The organism is Brevundimonas sp. SORGH_AS_0993 (assembly GCF_030818545.1).
Lineage (GTDB): Bacteria > Pseudomonadota > Alphaproteobacteria > Caulobacterales > Caulobacteraceae > Brevundimonas.
In genome coordinates this window covers 957,364-973,427 of the sequence record NZ_JAUTAH010000001.1, presented here as the reverse complement: position 1 = coordinate 973,427, position 16,064 = coordinate 957,364, and the positions used below count along the sequence as shown (strand labels likewise).

The following is a 16,064-nucleotide window of genomic DNA, read 5'->3' as shown; positions in this document are numbered from 1 at the left end:
ACGTTCGATCGTCTCAAGCAAGCCCTAGGCCACATCCCTTAATTTAAACCTGATCGCCGCCCTGCAGGGCCGGCGCGGCGCCGCAGGTGTCGCAGACCCAGGTTCCGCCGCGTCGCTGCAGGCTGAAATCGCCGCAGGCCGGGCAGGCGACGGCCTCGGTCGCGGCGACGGGCCGGGCCTCGGGCTCGGCCTTCTTGCCGAAGGGCAGGACGACCAGATTGTCGGGCGCCGAGCCGCGAGCGAAACCTTTGGAGATGAAGCGGGCGGCGGGAACGGCCTCGCCTTCCGGCTTTTCGTCCAGGCCGTCGGCGCCCGTCTCGGGCGCGGCGTTGGCCAGTTCGTGCCGGTCCAGATAGGAAACACCCAGCTCGCGGAAGATATAGTCCAGGATCGAGGTGGCCGAGCGAATGGAGTCATTGCCGGTGACGCGGCCCGCCGGCTCGAACCGGGTGAAGACGAAGGCGTCCACGAACTCGTCCAGCGGCACGCCGTATTGCAGGCCGATGGAGATGGCGATGGCGAAGTTGTTCATCAGGCTGCGGAAGGCGGCGCCTTCCTTGTGCATGTCGATGAATATCTCGCCCAGTTCGCCGTCTTCGTACTCGCCGGTGTGAATATAGACCTTGTGACCCCCGACGGCGGCCTTCTGGATATAGCCCTTGCGGCGGTCGGGCAGCTTGCGGCGGGCGGGGGCGCGTTCGACGACCCGTTCGACCACGCGCTCCTGCGGCGGGGCGGGCGAGGGGCGGGCGGACTCGACGCGGGCAGGGGCTTCGGCGGACGGCAGGTCCAGGAGCGGCGTCGCCGGCGGGGCGGCGCGCGCCAGTCGGATGGCGCGGCGCCCGTCCAGAGCCGCCTGGCCGAGCAGGCGCGCGGCCTGGGTCGGCCCGGCGCGCCAGTCCATCGCCTGGACGGTCGGATCGGGGACGTCGCTGAACGGCTCGACAGCGGCGCGCAGGGTCGCCGTTGTCCGGGACGGATCGGCCAGGAGGTCGGCGAGAAAGTCCGACGGGGCGGCGGGCGCGCCCGCCCAGCTTGAGAGGTCGCCATGGCCGAAGACCCAGCGCGCGGCCAGAGCCTCGGCCTCTTCCGATACGCCCAACAGCGTCAGAAGCGGGCCGTCTCCGTCCTCGATGCCCAAGACGTCGCGGATGAAGCCGGAGTCCAGCACCGGGGCGGTGAAGACGGCGTCGAAACTGTCGGCGGCGGACAAGGCGGTTTCGACGGCGGCCAGTTCGATGTCTGTGAAGCCCAGGACGCGCAGCCCCGCATGGTCCAGACCCGGCGCTTCGACCAGAGTGCGACGGCCGAACAGGTGACGCTCGGCCGCTGCCACATCGCCGCCGGCGGATTTCAGGGCGGCGGCCAGGGGGGGATTCAGGCGGCGGCCGATCTCGCCGTCCGCCGTCTGGAACAGGTCTATGAGAGAGGGCTGCCCCAGCCCCAGGCGCAGTCGCGCCTCGACGTCGTCCACGAACAGGCCGATCGTCGCGTGTCGACGTTGGGCGGAGGGCTTGGGAAACAGCTTGGCGGCGACGGCGGCCAGCGGGTCTGGATTGGCCTTGAGGCCGGCGAGCCGCGACCGGGCGGCGTCCGCCGTCGCGGCCTTGTGATCGTCCCAATCGGGGCAGGGGCCGCGCAGGGCGGCCAGTTCCACGGAGGCTTGGGCGGTAGAGGCCGCAACCACGCCTGCCAGGGCTTGCGCCCGCGCGGCAAGGTCGCCGCCGGCCGGGACGACGGCCTCCAGCAGACCCTCCAGCCCCAGGGCGATGGGCGCGGCCTTGTCCGAGACCAGGTCCAGGGCGAAGGTCCAAAGGCGGGCCAAGGCGGCCAGGGGGAGCAGAGGGGGAAGGGTGTCGGCGTCCAGCGCAAGGGCGGCGGCGAGGTTCAGGACGACACCGGCCGGCGCAGGGACGGCGGCCGTCTCGGCGTCGCGCCGGCTGAAGGTCAGGATCAGGCCGCCGTCCAGCGCCGCCTCGGCCGCCGTCAGGGTTTCGGGCGCGCCGGCCGCGATCTGGGTGCGGTCGGCCAGGGCGACCAGGGGCGGCAAGTCGACCACGGGCTGGGGCGACAGGGTCGGCCGCTCGCCGTCGATGGCGCGCAGAATGTCGGCGTCCGAAGCGCCGCAGCGCCGAGCCGTCGCCGCAACGCGCCCCAGGGCCGGGTTGCGCGCCGGGTCGCCGCAGTCGCCGCGCGGCCCCTCGCACCGATCCACCGCATCGGCGACGGCCGACAGGGCCTCGGCCAGGGCCTGGGCCGCCTGGGCGCCCAGACGCGCGGCGAACTCGTCTCCGCGCCGGGCCTGCAGACGGGCGGCGGCGGTCGGATCGGTCAGATCGACGATGTCGAGGGTCGGCGCGGGTGCGCCGACCGGCGCCGCCAGACCCAGTTTGAAGGTGGCCGCCAGTTCGGCGCAAAAGCGATCCGCCTCGGCGCGGTCGGCCAAGACGCCCAAGACCAGCCCGCGCGCCGCCAGAGCCGCGCACCAGGCGTCGGGGCCGCCGTCCAGCCAGTCGCCGGTCGGATCGGCGTCGGCGCCCTCGGCTTCCAGCCAGTCCAGCCAGGCCTCGATCTGGGCGTCGGACCAGCCGGCGGGCGCCAGGACCGTCTGCACCGTCGCCGCGCGTTCGACGGCGCGCAGCTCCATCGCGACTCGATCCGCAAGGGCGGCGAAGCCGGATTGAAAGCGCATGGCGGCGTCTCCCCGAGGTTTGGGACGAGCCTAGGGCCAGGCGGAGCGTGATCCAATAGATATGGTGGGGCGGAGCCGGGTTTCCCACAAGATATCGATTTTGACCTCATCGCCTCGGTGCTGGACGAAGGCGCTGCGGGTTTCTATGATCGCGCGCAGCCGGCGAGCCTCCCCTCGCGGCGGATTTCGTGTGGGTGAAGACGTGCTGAACAAGATTTTCGCTTGGTGGAACGGGGCCACGATCGGCACCCTCTTCACGATCGCCAAGCGTGGCCGCTATGTCGGGACCGATCAGTTCGGCAACAAATATTACGAATCCCGCGACAACACGAGCTATGACGGCCGCCGTCGCCGCTGGGTGATCTACGAAGGTTACGCCGACGCCTCCAAGGTGCCGCCGGATTGGCACGGCTGGCTGCGCTACACCTTCGACCAGCCGCCGACGGAGGCGCCCCTGCCGCGCCGGGCGTGGGAGAAGGACCACCTGCCCAACTTCACCGGAACGCCGATGGCGTGGAGGCCGCAAGGCTCCCTGGCCGCAGAGGCGAAGCGCCCCGCCGCCACCGGCGATTATCAGGCCTGGACGCCCGAGTGAGACGCGCGCGCCTGCTGATGGGCGTGGCGGCGGTGCTGGGCGTGCTTAGCGCCGGGGCCGTGACCGCCAGCGTGCTTCAGGACGCGCCAAGAGACGCCCGCCCGGTACAGGATCCGATCGGCGACATTCTGCGGACCAAGAAGACCACCGCCTCCGAGGCGCCGACGGAAAGCCCGCCGGCCGGCGGGCCAGCGCCCAGAAGCCCCGTCGCCGTCACCCCGCCGCCGACCGTGGTGATCGCCGAGGACGAGGCGGTCGAGGAAAAGGCCGACGCGGAGCTCAAGGCCGAAACCCCAGTGGTCGAAAAGGCCATCGACCAGCCGGCGACGCCCGCCCGCCGCCAACGCCGCAAGTTCGCGATCATCCAGGCCATCGACAAGACGACGGCCGAGACGATGAAGTTCGAGGTCGAGGTGGGCGGACGCCCGGTGCGCTTCAACCGCAATCTGATCTTCGCCGTTCGGGCCTGCGAGGTGTCGACGCCCGACGAATTGACGGAAGACGCCATCGCCTATGTCGATGTCACCCTGCAGTCGTCGCGGGTGAACGGCCCGGCCGATCCGCGCCAGATTTTCCGCGGCTGGATGTTCGCCTCTTCCCCGGCCGTCAGCGGCCTTCAGAACCCCAACTACGACGCTTGGGTGGTCGGTTGTAAGAACTGACCGGCGCGCGCCGAAGGATGCCGCGATGAGACGTCCACGAGCCCCGAAAAAGAGCGAGACGGTCGAGATTCGGCTGTCGCATCCGATCAAGACCGCCTTCATGGCGCGATGCCGGGCCGAAGGTCGGACGGCCAGCGACGCCATCCGTCAATTCATCGAGGCCGAACTGGACGGCGCCGCGCGCAGGCCGACGAAGACCCTCAGCGGCTGGCGCGCCCTGATCGCCGCCGCCGGGGCGGGGCTGGCACTGGGGGCGGTGGCCGCGCCGTCTCTGGCCCAGTCGTCTTTGGCCCAGTCGTCTCTGGTCCACTCGTCGTACCAGTCCAAGGGGGCGGACGCCGAACGGTTCGCGCGTCTGGACCGCAACCACGACGGCGTTCTGAGCCGCGACGAATATCTGGCCCGCTAACGGATACGGACCAGGAATCTGTCCGGGCGCAGGTCCAGCCAGGTCCAGGGCTTGAACAGGCTGGCGCCGGGATTCCACGACAGCAGAATCCATTCGGCGCGACCGATGATGTTCCCGGCCGGCAGGAAGCCGACGCCCAGGTCCGCAGGCCAGCGGCTGTCCAACGAGTTGTCGCGGTTGTCGCCCATCATGAAATACTGGCCCTGCGGTACTCGATAGACCGGGGTGTCGTCGCCGGGCAGCCCTTCGCCCCCGTCATAGGTCAGATAGGCGGGGCCGTCGGCCAGGGTTTCTCTTGTTTCCAGCACCGGCCGTTGCGGCGCGTCCTTGTCATGGGTGAGGCGCAGGGGCGTGTGGAGGATGGGTTGTCCATTGACATAGACCACGCCCCGGCGAACCTGAACCGTATCGCCCGGCAGGCCGATGACGCGCTTGATCCAGACCTGGGCGGGGTCGTGGGGCCGGCGGAAGACTACGACGTCGCCCCGCGCCGGCCCATGGCCGAACAGCCGACGCTTCGACATACGGGTGTTCAGCGGCAGGGAGGCGGGGCTCCAGCCATAGGCGAATTGCGACACCACGATGTAGTCGCCGGTGATCAGCCCCGGCTCCATGGAAGAGGAGGGGATGGTGAAGGGCTGGACCAGGACGATCCGCAGCAGGACGGCGACGATCAGGGCGACGGCCAGGGTGACGGCGTTCTCCACGATGTCACGCCACAGGGACGGGCGCGTCGAAGATTGGACTTGCGGTCGGGCGGGGGCTTGGGCTGGAGCTTGGGTCATGCGCCGCAATGCCGGCCCGAGGCGGCGAAACGCCAGCGGAACCCTGTCCGGACGGGCCGCCAATCGTGTCCGGACAGACGCTCAGGCGGGCGCCAAGGCCAGTTCGACCGCCTCTGCGCCGGTCAGGGGTGCGGTCAGGGCCGCAAGGTTCGGCTGGACGCCGAGCGCCGGTTTCAGTCGGCGCAGATAGACCGCCTGAGGCGTTTCGACCGCCCCGAACTGGCTGAGGTGTTCGGTCAGGAACTGGGCGTCCAGCAGGGTCCAGCCGCCCCGTCTCAATCGCGCGACCAGATGGACAAGGGCGACCTTGGAGGCGTCGCGCACACGGCTGAACATGCTCTCGCCGAAGAAGGCGCCACCCAGCGACACGCCGTACAGGCCGCCGACCAGCCGCTCGTCCCGCCAGCATTCGATGGAATGGACATGGCCCATGGCGAACAGGGCTGCGTACAGACGGCGGATCGGAGCGTTGATCCAGGTATCCTGGCGGTCCTTCCCTTGCGCCGCCGCGCAGCCGTCCAGCACCGCCTCGAAGGCGGTGTCGACGCGGATGTCGAAGGGCTCGCTCCGCACGGTGCGACGCAGGCGGCTGGGGATGTGGAAGGCGTCCAGCGGAATGACGCCGCGCTGGTCCGGTTCGATGATGAAGACGCGCGGATCGTCGCGCGCCTCGGCCATCGGAAACACGCCCCGGGCGTAACAGGCCAGCAGGTCCTCGGGGCCGAAACCGCCGAACGGCCCGCTGGCGCTGAAATCGGGGTCGGTCAGCTCTCGCCCTTCTGACGGGCCGCCCATTTCTCCAGCCAGTGGATGTCGTAGTCGCCCGACAGGATGTCCGGCTCGGCCAGCAGTTTCTGGAACAGCGGGATGGTGGTGTCGACGCCGCCGATGACGACCTCGTTCAACGACCGCTTCAGGCGCGCGATGGCCTCTTCGCGGTCGCGGCCGTGGACGATCAGCTTGCCGATCAGGCTGTCGTAATAGGGCGGGATCGAATAGCCGGCGTAGATGGCGCTATCCAGACGCACGCCCAGGCCGCCCGGCGCGTGGAAGTCGGTGATCTTGCCCGGCGAGGGGGTGAAGGTCTCCGGGTTCTCGGCGTTGATACGCACCTCGATGGCGTGGCCCTTGAACTCGATGTCGTCCTGGGTGAACGACAGCGGCAGGCCGGCGGCGATTCGCACCTGCTCGCGCACCAGATCGACGCCCGTGATCATTTCCGTGACCGGGTGTTCGACCTGCAGGCGGGTGTTCATCTCGATGAAGAAGAACTCGCCGTCCTCCCACAGGAACTCGATGGTGCCGACGCCCAGATAGCCGATGGCGGCGATGGCCTTGTTGACCGTCTCGCCGATCTTCTTGCGACCCTCGGCCGACAGGGCGGGCGAGGGGGCCTCTTCCAGCACCTTCTGGTGACGGCGTTGCAGCGAGCAGTCGCGTTCGCCCAGGTGGACGACATTGCCGTGGCTGTCGGCGATGACCTGAATTTCGATGTGGCGCGGCTTCTGGAGATAGCGCTCCATATAGACGGCGCCGTTGCCGAAGGCGGCCTTGGCCTCCGACTGGGCGGTCTGGACCGCCTCGACCAGATCGTCAGGCGTCAGGGCGACCTTCATGCCGCGCCCGCCGCCGCCCGCCGCCGCCTTGACGATCAGGGGAAAGCCGATGGACCTGGACGCCTCGATGGCGGCCTCGACGGTCTCGACCTCGCCGTCCGAACCGGGAACGACGGGAATCCCTGCGTCCTTCACCGTCTGTTTGGCGCTGATCTTGTCACCCATGACCCGGATATGCTCGGGCTTGGGACCGATGAAGGTCATGCCGTGGGCCTCGACGATCTCGGCGAAGCGGGCGTTCTCGGACAGGAAGCCATAGCCGGGGTGGATCGCCTGGGCGCCGGTGATCTCGGCGGCCGCGATGATCGACGGGATGTTCAGATACGACTTGGCGGCCGAGGCGGGGCCGATGCAGACGCTCTCGTCCGCCAGCCGCACCCACATGGCGCCGCGGTCGGCTTCGGAGTGCACGGCGACGGTGGAGATGCCCATCTCCTTGCAGGCCCGGTGGACCCGCAGCGCGATCTCGCCCCGGTTGGCGATCAGGACCTTGGTGAACATCAGGGCGCCTTAGGCTTCCAGCAGGACGAGCGGTTCGCCGAATTCGACCGGCTGGGCGTCGCCGACCAGGATGTCGGCCACCACGCCGTCGCGCGGCGCCTGGATCGGGTTCATGGTCTTCATGGCTTCGACGATCAGCAGGGTCTGGCCCTTCTTGACCTTGTCTCCCGGCTGGACGAACGGCGCGGCCTCGGGCGAAGGCTGCAGATAGGCGGTGCCGACCATCGGCGACTTCACCTCTTCGCCGGCGCGGGCGACGATGGTGGCCGGATCGCTTGGCATGGCGGCCGCAGTCGCGGGCGCCGCGGCGGCCACAGGCGCCGGCGCGGCGGCGTACTGGACCGGGGCGGCGTTGACGGTGATTTCGCGGGCGACGCGGATGCGAAGTTCGCCGCGTTCGACCTCGACCTCGGTCAGGTCGGTCTCGTTCAGGATTTCGGCCAGCTGGCGAACCAGGGCGGCGTCGATCTCGGCGTGTTTCTTGTCATCGGCCATTGGAATGCGCCTTGTCTTTCGTCTGTGAAGAAACGGGGGCGGCGATCAGCCGCGTTCCCGAATGCGGTGGAGGGCGGCCTGGACGGCCAATTCATAGCCGTGCGCGCCGAAACCGGCGATGACGCCGGTCGCCGCGGACGACACATAGGAGTGATGGCGAAACGCCTCGCGCGCCGCCGGATTGGACAGATGCAGCTCGATCACCGGAATCGTCAGCGTCTTCAGCGCGTCGTGCAGGGCCACCGAGGTGTGGCCGTAGGCGGCGGGGTTCAGGATCAGGGCGTCGGCGTTTTCACGCGCCTCCTGAATCCAGTCGATCAGCACACCCTCGTGGTTGGTCTGGCGAAACGTCACCTTGGCGCCGTCGGCCACGGCCACGCAGCGCGCCTCAATGTCCGCCAGGGTCTCACGGCCATAGATGTGCGGCTCCCGAACCCCGAGCAGGTTCAGGTTGGGACCGTTCAGCACATGGATCGCGGGCGTTTCGGCCATGATCTCCGGAATCGGCGGCGGCTGCAGCACAAGAGGGGCCTTTTAGCGGACGCGAGGCGCGGGTCAAACGGTCCAAATGGGGAAGTTTCCCCGGCGGCATGGTCAGGCCGGTGCGGCTGGCCCGGATTTCGCAACGTGCGCCGCATCCGTCCCTCGTAGGGACGGGGCCAGGGAGGGCGCGATGGTCCAGAACGGCAAACTGCTTCTTCGCGCGGCGATCGCCGCCTGCGCCGCCCTGGCGGTCGCGATCGGCGCCTTCGTGCTGGAGATCGGCTGACGGCTGGCGCGCAGGCGTCGCAGCCTCTATGTCCCGGCGGCGCAAGCGTCGGGAGCCCCTCATGCCTCAGATCCTGTTGAACGGCGAACCGCGCCAGGTTCAGGCGCAGACCATCCTGGCCCTGGTCGAAGAGGTGTCGCTGGACCCGCGCAAGGTGGCAGTGGAGCGCAATCTGGAAATCGTGCCCAAGTCCCTTCACGGCGCCACGCCGGTCCTGGAGGGAGACCGCATCGAACTGGTCCAGTTCGTCGGGGGCGGGTGATCAACCTTGAGGATGGGCCGGGGTAGCGGCCGAGAAGATCCGGGGTCAGAAGCGTCGCTTCTTCGACCATAGCCTGAGCCAGCAGGAGCCGGTCGAACGGATCCCTGTGGATCGCTTCGAGCCGCCCGAGGGCGAGAGCGTGATCGCCTGAAACCTCGACGTCTTCGTATCGGGCGGCCAGCAACATCGCACGCAATCGTCTCGCATCGACCTGAAAAGCCTGAGCCCGAGAAGCTGGTGGACATTGACCGTTTCCAGGCGTGGCCTCCGAATAAACTTGGTCTACTTAATTTGGCCCATCTGCGGCGGGGCGCAACGCGGCGTGATCGATGCGACCTTTGACATCGGCGGCGGGAGGCTTAGGTCAGGGCCATGACCGATAACGCCGCCGCTGAAACTTGGTCCGTTGCGGGCCGCACCTTCACCTCGCGCCTGATCGTGGGCACCGGCAAATACGCCGACTACGCCCAGAACGCCGCCGCCGCCGAGGCCGCCGGCGCGGAGATCGTGACCGTGGCGGTGCGCCGCGTGAACCTGACCGACCCGAACCAGCCGATGCTGGTCGATTATGTGAAGCCGGATCGGTTCACCTTCCTGCCCAACACAGCCGGCTGTTTCACCGGCGAGGATGCTGTGCGGACCTTGCGCCTGGCGCGCGAGGCCGGCGGCTGGAGCCTGGTCAAGCTGGAGGTGCTGTCCAACACCGCCCACCTCTATCCCGACATGATCGAGACGCTGCGAGCGCTGGACCTGCTGATCAAGGACGGGTTCGACGTCATGGTGTATTGCACCGACGACGTGGTGATGGCCAAGCGTCTGGAGGACGCTGGCGCCGCGGCCATCATGCCGGCCGCCGCCCCGATCGGCTCGGGCCTGGGCATCCAGAACGAGGTCAATGTCCGCCTGATCGTCGAGCAGTCCAAGGTGCCGGTTCTGGTGGACGCGGGCGTCGGCACGGCCTCGGACGCGACGCGCGCGATGGAACTGGGCTGCGACGCCGTGCTGATGAACACCGCCATCGCCGGGGCGAAGGACCCGATCCGCATGGCCCGCGCCATGAAGCATGCCGTCGTCGCCGGACGCGACGCCTATCTGGCCGGACGCATGCCCAGGCGGATGTACGCCGATCCGTCCTCGCCCCTGGCCGGCCTGATTTGACGACACACCTGTCCGACAGCCCGATCCGAGGTTAGAAGGCGCGGTTTCCTTCGCGTCGGGCGGCCATGTCGATCATTCCGAAAAAACGGCTCAAGGCGGCCATCGGCTTCATCTTCGTGACGGCGGTGCTCGACATCGTGGCGATGGGGATCATCATTCCCGTCCTGCCGCGGTTGATCGAGGACTTTGTCGGCTCCAACGCCCAGGCAGGCGTCATCAACGGCGTGTTCGTCGCCCTGTGGGCGGGGATGCAGTTCGTCGCCTCGCCGATCATCGGATCGCTGTCGGACCAGTATGGGCGGCGTCCGGTCATCTTGTTGAGCTGTGCGGGATTGGCCATCGACTATGTGCTGATGGCCCTGGCGCCGAACCTGTGGTGGCTGGCGCTGGGGCGGATCGTGGCCGGCGTCACCTCGTCCAGCTTCACGACCATCTACGCCTATATGGCCGACGTGACGCCGCCGGAGGGGCGAGCCAAAGCCTATGGGCTGATCGGGGCGGCCTTCTCGGGCGGGTTCGTTCTGGGGCCGGTGCTCGGCGGGTTTCTGGGCGAGGTCGGCCCGCGCGCGCCCTTCTGGGCCTCCGCCGTCATGTCGGGCCTCGCCTTCCTGTACGGCCTGATCATCCTGCCCGAAAGCCTGGCGGTCGAGAAACGGATGCGGTTCAGCTGGCGGCGGGCCAATCCGGTCGGGGCCATGGTGCTGTTGGGGCGTCATCCGGAACTGACCGGCCTGGCGGGCGTGACCTTCCTGCTGCACTTCGCCCATCACGTCTTTTCGGCGGTGTTCGTGCTGTATGCCCAGTATCGCTATGGCTGGGGGCCGCGCGAGGTGGGGCTGCTGCTGGCCATGGTCGGCGTGCTGGACATGACGATGCAGGGCCTGGTTGTCGGTCCGGTCACGAAGGCGCTGGGCGACCGCAAGACCATGCTGCTGGGGCTGGTCGGCGGCACGATCGGCATCGCCCTGATGGGCTGGGCTCCGACGGGCTGGGCGTTCGTGGCGGCCATGCTGCCTAATGCGCTGTGGGGCCTGGCCATGCCGACGCTGCAATCCCTAATGACGCGCCAGGTGTCCGAAAGCGAGCAGGGCCAGCTTCAGGGCGCGACCATGAGCGTCGCCTCCATCGCCGGGGTCGCTTCGCCCCTGTTCTTCGGCTGGGTCTACTCCCTGTCGGTCGGCGGCGGGTTCGAGCCGCTGACGGGCTGGTTGGATCGACAGGGTCTGGGGTTGATCGACGCTGTGGTCCATTCGTCGGGGCTCAGCTTCTATATCTCGGCCCTGGTGCTGCTGCTGGCGGCGGTGATCGGCTGGATCACCGCACGGCGGGCGGAACGGGCGGAAAGCTTGTCCGTTCAACAGCCGCCTGCGCCTTGATCCGGCCCGAAAACGGGTGCGGAATGGCGTGGCTTGTAGCCATCTGTCTCGGACGCCCATGAAGACCCGATCGATCGTGCTCGCCGCCGTCCTGGCCCTGTCGGCCTGCGGCAATCCCCAAAGCTCAAAGGCGCAGGAAGGCGAATTCGCCCAGCCGACGCGCCGTCCGCCCTCCGACGCAGCGGGGATGAAGTCCAGCTTCGCCCCCGTGGTGCGCGCGGCCGCCCCGGCCGTGGTCAACATCTCGGCGCGCAGCGTGCAGCGGGTTCAGGCCGACCCGTTCTTCCAGTTCTTCGGCGGCGGCATTCCCCAGGCGCGGGTGGCCGAATCGGTGGGGTCGGGCGTCATCGTCCGCTCTGACGGGATCGTGGTGACGAACAATCACGTCATCGACGGCGCCCAGCAGATCAAGGTGGTGCTGAACGACCGGCGCGAGTTTCCGGCCACCGTCATCCTGGCCGACGAACGCAGCGACATCGCCGTGCTGCGGCTGGAGAACGTGACCGACCGCCTGCCGGTTCTGGCGATCGACGATCAGGAAGAGCAGCAGGTCGGCGATCTGGTTTTGGCCATCGGCAATCCGTTCGGCGTGGGCCAAACGGTGACGAACGGCATCATCTCGGCCCTGAACCGGACAGAGACGGGGATTTCCGACAGCGGCTCCTTCATCCAGACCGACGCGGCCATCAACCCCGGCAACTCGGGCGGGGCGTTGGTGGACATGGACGGCGACCTGATCGGCATCAACACGGCCATCTTCTCGCGTTCCGGCTCCTCGGCCGGGGTCGGCTTCGCGGTGCCGGCGGCCATGGTGAAGCGGGTGGTGGATTCGGCCCTGGGCGGCGCCCGCGCCGTTGTGCGCCCCTGGCTGGGGGTGAAGGGCGACACTGTGACTGGCGACATCGCCGGCAGCCTGGGCCTGAGCCGGCCGCAGGGGCTGGTCGTCACTGATGTCTACGCCAATGGTCCGGCCGCGCGCGCCGGCCTCCGTCAAGGCGATGTCATCACCGCCGTCGACGGCCAGGAAATCAACGACCAGGGCGGGCTGAACTATCGCGTCGGCTCGCGCAATCCGAACGATCAGGTGCAGATCGCCATATTGCGCGATGGCCGGCCCCAGACCCTGACGGCGCGCGTCCAGACCCTGCCGGGCGAGGCCGATCCGAAACAGGGGACGGTGATCCAGCAGGGGCCGTTCCAGGGCGCGGCGGTCGCGGCGCTGAGCCCGGCCTTGGCCGACCGGCTGGGCGGCGATCCCTTCGCTACGGGCGTGGTGGTTCTGGGTGTCTCGGGCCGGGGCTATGCGGCCAGCGTCTTCCGACAGAACGACTTGGTCGTGGCGGTCAATGGCCAACGCATCAACAGCGTGCGCGATCTTGAGGTCGCCAGCGCCAGCCGCGGCCCCTGGCAGGTGACGATCAACCGCGGCGGCCGCCAGATCACCGGCGTTCTGCGCTAAGGCGAAGGATTCAGGCAGGCTTGGGCCCGCCGATGGACCAGGTGTGGCCAAAGGGGTCGCGCAGGACGCCGTAGCGGTCGCCCCAGAACTGGTCGGCCATGTCCATGACCGGCTCGGCGCCGCCGACGGTCATGGCGCGGGTCCACCAGGCGTCGGGGTCGGCGACCTGAAGATGCAGGCTCACGCCGGCGGGGCGCACGCCCTGAACGCCGCTGTATTCGGGAAACTCGTCGTTCAGCATGACGCTGGCGCCGTTGATCTTCAGATGGGCGTGGATCAGCCGCTCGCCGTCGTCGGCCGGACGCCGATCCAGAACCTCGGCCCCGAAGGCGATGATGTAGAAGTCCACCGCCGCCGAGGCGCCGCGCGACGGGATGGTCAGATGGGGAGTCAGACCTGCTATCAGACCTTGGTTCGGATTGGCGGTGGTCATGAAGGCGGTCTCCGTGGTGGGTCCTTATACTAGCGCGTGAAAAGCGCCGGGCGAATGACTACATAGGTCGCACGCATGACCGACCTCTTCGAAGCTTCCGGCATTCTGCCCCCCGACGCCCCTTTGGCCGACCGCCTGCGCCCGCGCACGCTGGACGAGGTCGTGGGCCAGGATCATCTGCTGGGGCCAGGCGGGCCGATCCGGCGCATGATCGAGGCCGGGCGCCTGGGGTCGATGATCCTGTGGGGGCCGCCGGGCACCGGCAAGACCACGATTGCGCGGCTGCTGGCCCAGGCCGCGGGCTACGAATATCAGGCGATCAGCGCGGTCTTCTCGGGCGTCGCGGACCTGAAAAAGGCGTTCGAGGCGGCGCGGATGCGGCGGGCGGCGGGGCAGTCGACCCTGTTGTTCGTAGACGAAATCCACCGCTTCAACCGCGCCCAGCAGGACGGATTTCTGCCCTTCGTGGAAGCGGGGGTCGTCACCCTGGTCGGGGCCACGACCGAGAATCCCAGCTTCGAGCTGAACGGCGCCCTGCTGTCGCGCAGCCAGGTCTATGTGCTGAAGCGGCTGGACGACGTGGCGCTGGATCAACTGCTGAGCCGGGCCGAGGCTCATATGGACAGGGCCCTGCCGCTGACGCCCGAGGCGCGCCAGGCGATGCTGGCCCTGGCCGACGGGGATGGGCGGTATCTGCTGACCATGTCGGAGGTGCTGTTCGACCTGTCAGGGGACGAGCGGCTGGACGTGCAGGGGCTGGCGGGCGTGCTGCAGCGCCGGGCGCCCGCTTACGACAAGAGTAGAGAAGAACACTACAATCTCATATCCGCCCTGCATAAATCGGTGCGGGGGTCGGACCCTGACGCGGCGCTGTACTGGCTGGCGCGCATGCTGAACGGGGGCGAAGATCCGCTGTATCTGGCCCGGCGGATCGTGCGGATGGCGGTGGAGGACATCGGCGAGGCGGACCCCCTGTCGATCCTGGTCGCCAATGCGGCCAAGGACACTTACGACTTCCTGGGCAGCCCCGAGGGCGAACTGGCGCTGGCGCAGGCGGTGGTGCATCTGGCGACGGCGCCCAAGTCGGTCGGGGTCTATGAGGCGTTCAAGGCGGCCAAGAAGGCGGCCTATGAGACCGGCTCGCTGATGCCGCCCGCCCATATCCGCAACGCTCCGACCAAGCTGATGAAACAGCTGGGCTACGGCAAGGGCTATCAGTACGACCCGGAAACGCCCGAAGGGTTTTCAGGCGCGAACTTCTTCCCCGACGAGATGGAACGCCGCACCTTCTACCAGCCAAAGGGCGAGGGGCATGAGGAGAAGGTCAAGGCGCGGCTGGAACGCTGGGCCGCGATGCGGGCGCGGATGGCGGCGGACGGCCCTGTGGACGCGGCGGGCGACTGACCTCTAGAAGCGCCCGATGTCCGAACGCCAGCCCGTCGCCCTGTCCGAGGATGAGATCGCCGCCGTCCGGTCGTGGGTGATCCAGGAGGACGCCCATATCCTCGCCTTCTCCAAGCCCAGCGGCCTGTCCAGCCAGGGCGGGCGGATCAAGGCGCATACGCTGGACGACCTGCTGTGGGCCTTCGCGCGGTCGAACGGCAAGCGGCCGGAACTGGTGCATCGGCTGGACCGCGATACCTCGGGCGTGATCCTGGCGGCCAAGACCAAGCCGGCGGCGGGCTTTCTGGGCAAGGCGATGCAGATGCGGCGGTTCAGGAAATCCTATCTGGCCCTGCTGTCGGCGGCGCCCGAGCCGCGATCCGGCACGGTCGACGCGCCCCTGCGTCGCGAGGAGATCGGGCGCGAATCCTATATGCGGGTCGTGGCCTTCGACGCGCCGGGCGCGCAAGGCTCGCAGAGCCGATACCGCACCCTAGCCTCCAGCGATCACGGGGCGGTGGTGGAGTTGGAGCCGCTGACCGGGCGGATGCATCAACTGCGGGTGCATATGGCGCATCTGGGTCGGCCGCTGATCGGCGATGTGCGCTATGGCGGGGCCCTGACCACGCCGGTCGGGGCCGCGCCGCGCCTGATGCTGCACGCGGTGAAACTGAGCTTTCCGCATCCCGAGGGCGGGACTGTGACAGTCGAAGCCCCGCCGCCCGAGGATTTCGCCACGCTGCGGGCGGCGCTTGGGTTGTAGTCTTGCGGGCTTTGGCGGGCCGTGATCGAGTGCGCGCCTGAAATGTGGAGAGGTCTTGATGGGCGCGACCGTCAACAGCAAGCTGTTGGTGATCCAGGCGGTTCCGGCGGTGCTGGCCCTGGACGGCCCGCTGCTGGGCCTGTGAGGGAACGGCGCGCGGAATTCGGCGCTATGTCGTTGAAAGGAAATCTAGCATGAAGCGTTTCGCCTTGGTTCTGACCGGCCTGTCCGCCCTGGCCTTGACGGCCTGCGCCAGCCTGGCTCCCTACGGCGCCCAGCGAGGGCCGGGCGGGCAGGGCTATGCCGAGCAGCGGATCGAATCCAACCGCTATCGCGTGACCTATAATGGCGTCGGACCGGCGGGGCGCGTCGCCGACTGGGCCCTGGTCCGCGCCGCCGACCTGACGACCGACCAGGGCTATGACTGGTTCGAGGTGACGCAAAGCTGGACCGACGGGCGTCTGGACGGCGGCGGCGGGGTGCGGCCCAGCGTCTCCATCGGCGGCGGCAGCAGCCGTTACGGCGGCTATTCGGCCTCAGGCGTCGGTGTCGGACTGGGCCTGAACTTCAGCGGGCCGGAGCCGACCTCCACCACCCTGGAGATCGTAATGGGCCGTGGCGCCAAGCCGGATCGCCCCAACGCCTATGACGCGCGTTCGGTCCAGGCCTCCATTCCGCGCTGACCGTCGCTTTCGGCGCGAACGGC

17 protein-coding genes are annotated in these 16,064 nt (G+C 68.6%); 10 read left to right on the top strand and 7 right to left on the bottom strand.

What is annotated here, in order from left to right; genetic code table 11:
• Positions 1-43: 43 nt before the first annotated feature.
• A complete protein-coding gene (locus tag QE389_RS04815; protein WP_307364977.1) occupies positions 44-2,692 on the bottom strand; it encodes a TSCPD domain-containing protein in 2,649 nt (882 codons plus the stop codon).
• A 202-nt stretch (positions 2,693-2,894) separates the two neighbouring features.
• Between QE389_RS04815 and QE389_RS04810 the strand changes: the two genes are divergently transcribed.
• From QE389_RS04810 to QE389_RS04800, 3 genes are read left to right on the top strand one after another with little or no spacing between them, the layout of a single operon-like run.
• On the top strand, positions 2,895-3,287 hold the full coding sequence (locus tag QE389_RS04810) for an NADH:ubiquinone oxidoreductase subunit NDUFA12 (RefSeq protein ID WP_307364975.1): 393 nt from the start codon (positions 2,895-2,897) through the stop codon (positions 3,285-3,287).
• A complete protein-coding gene (locus tag QE389_RS04805; protein WP_307364973.1) occupies positions 3,284-3,949 on the top strand; it encodes a DUF2155 domain-containing protein in 666 nt (221 codons plus the stop codon). Before QE389_RS04810 ends, QE389_RS04805 begins: the two co-directional genes overlap by 4 nt.
• Positions 3,950-3,974: 25 nt before the next feature.
• A complete protein-coding gene (locus tag QE389_RS04800; RefSeq protein ID WP_307364971.1) occupies positions 3,975-4,358 on the top strand; it encodes a hypothetical protein in 384 nt (127 codons plus the stop codon).
• Here QE389_RS04800 and lepB read toward each other — a convergent pair.
• The 5 genes from lepB to aroQ all read right to left on the bottom strand — a co-directional run bounded on the left by lepB (position 4,355) and on the right by aroQ (position 8,247).
• Positions 4,355-5,143: a signal peptidase I gene (gene lepB, locus QE389_RS04795; protein WP_307364968.1), complete on the bottom strand. Its 789-nt coding sequence runs from the start codon at positions 5,141-5,143 to the stop codon at positions 4,355-4,357. The genes QE389_RS04800 and lepB overlap by 4 nt on opposite strands.
• Before the next feature lie 81 nt (positions 5,144-5,224).
• The gene (gene aat / locus QE389_RS04790; RefSeq protein ID WP_307364966.1) at positions 5,225-5,938 is read right to left on the bottom strand and encodes a leucyl/phenylalanyl-tRNA--protein transferase; all 714 of its coding nucleotides are present in this window, start codon (positions 5,936-5,938) and stop codon (positions 5,225-5,227) included.
• The gene (accC, locus tag QE389_RS04785; protein ID WP_307364964.1) at positions 5,908-7,260 is read right to left on the bottom strand and encodes an acetyl-CoA carboxylase biotin carboxylase subunit; all 1,353 of its coding nucleotides are present in this window, start codon (positions 7,258-7,260) and stop codon (positions 5,908-5,910) included. The genes aat and accC overlap by 31 nt, the downstream gene beginning before the upstream one ends.
• 9 nt (positions 7,261-7,269) lie before the next feature.
• On the bottom strand, positions 7,270-7,755 hold the full coding sequence (gene accB / locus QE389_RS04780; protein ID WP_307364963.1) for an acetyl-CoA carboxylase biotin carboxyl carrier protein: 486 nt from the start codon (positions 7,753-7,755) through the stop codon (positions 7,270-7,272).
• Positions 7,756-7,800: 45 nt separating this feature from the next.
• A complete protein-coding gene (gene aroQ, locus QE389_RS04775) occupies positions 7,801-8,247 on the bottom strand; it encodes a type II 3-dehydroquinate dehydratase (protein ID WP_307364961.1) in 447 nt (148 codons plus the stop codon).
• 338 nt (positions 8,248-8,585) lie between these two features.
• On the opposite strand from aroQ, the gene thiS reads away from it, so the two are divergent.
• The 4 genes from thiS (at position 8,586) to QE389_RS04755 (ending at position 12,779) form a co-directional block, all read left to right on the top strand.
• Positions 8,586-8,786, top strand: a complete 201-nt coding sequence (thiS, locus tag QE389_RS04770) for a sulfur carrier protein ThiS (RefSeq protein ID WP_307364959.1) — start codon at positions 8,586-8,588, stop codon at positions 8,784-8,786.
• Positions 8,787-9,158: 372 nt separating this feature from the next.
• A complete protein-coding gene (locus QE389_RS04765; RefSeq protein WP_307364957.1) occupies positions 9,159-9,944 on the top strand; it encodes a HisA/HisF-related TIM barrel protein in 786 nt (261 codons plus the stop codon).
• Positions 9,945-10,009: 65 nt separating this feature from the next.
• Positions 10,010-11,320 (top strand): TCR/Tet family MFS transporter, encoded by a 1,311-nt coding sequence (locus tag QE389_RS04760; RefSeq protein WP_307364955.1) that lies wholly within the window; start codon positions 10,010-10,012, stop codon positions 11,318-11,320.
• A 58-nt stretch (positions 11,321-11,378) separates the two neighbouring features.
• Complete coding sequence (locus tag QE389_RS04755) at positions 11,379-12,779, top strand: Do family serine endopeptidase (protein WP_307364953.1); 1,401 nt, start codon at positions 11,379-11,381, stop codon at positions 12,777-12,779.
• A gap of 10 nt (positions 12,780-12,789) precedes the next feature.
• Here the strand turns inward: QE389_RS04755 and QE389_RS04750 are convergent, their stop codons facing one another.
• Positions 12,790-13,212, bottom strand: coding sequence for a VOC family protein (locus QE389_RS04750; protein ID WP_307364951.1), 423 nt, complete (start codon positions 13,210-13,212; stop codon positions 12,790-12,792).
• Positions 13,213-13,287: 75 nt separating this feature from the next.
• Here QE389_RS04750 and QE389_RS04745 point away from each other — a divergent pair, with 75 nt between their 5' ends.
• The 3 genes from QE389_RS04745 (at position 13,288) to QE389_RS04735 (ending at position 16,041) form a co-directional block, all read left to right on the top strand.
• Positions 13,288-14,616, top strand: a complete 1,329-nt coding sequence (locus tag QE389_RS04745) for a replication-associated recombination protein A (RefSeq protein WP_307364949.1) — start codon at positions 13,288-13,290, stop codon at positions 14,614-14,616.
• A 16-nt stretch (positions 14,617-14,632) separates the two neighbouring features.
• Entirely contained in the window at positions 14,633-15,358 is a 726-nt protein-coding gene (locus QE389_RS04740; protein WP_307364948.1) for an RluA family pseudouridine synthase, read from the top strand.
• 194 nt (positions 15,359-15,552) lie between these two features.
• Positions 15,553-16,041 carry a hypothetical protein gene (locus QE389_RS04735; RefSeq protein WP_307364947.1) on the top strand — a complete coding sequence of 163 codons (489 nt, stop codon included), beginning with the start codon at positions 15,553-15,555 and terminating at the stop codon, positions 16,039-16,041.
• Positions 16,042-16,064 lie beyond the last annotated feature (23 nt).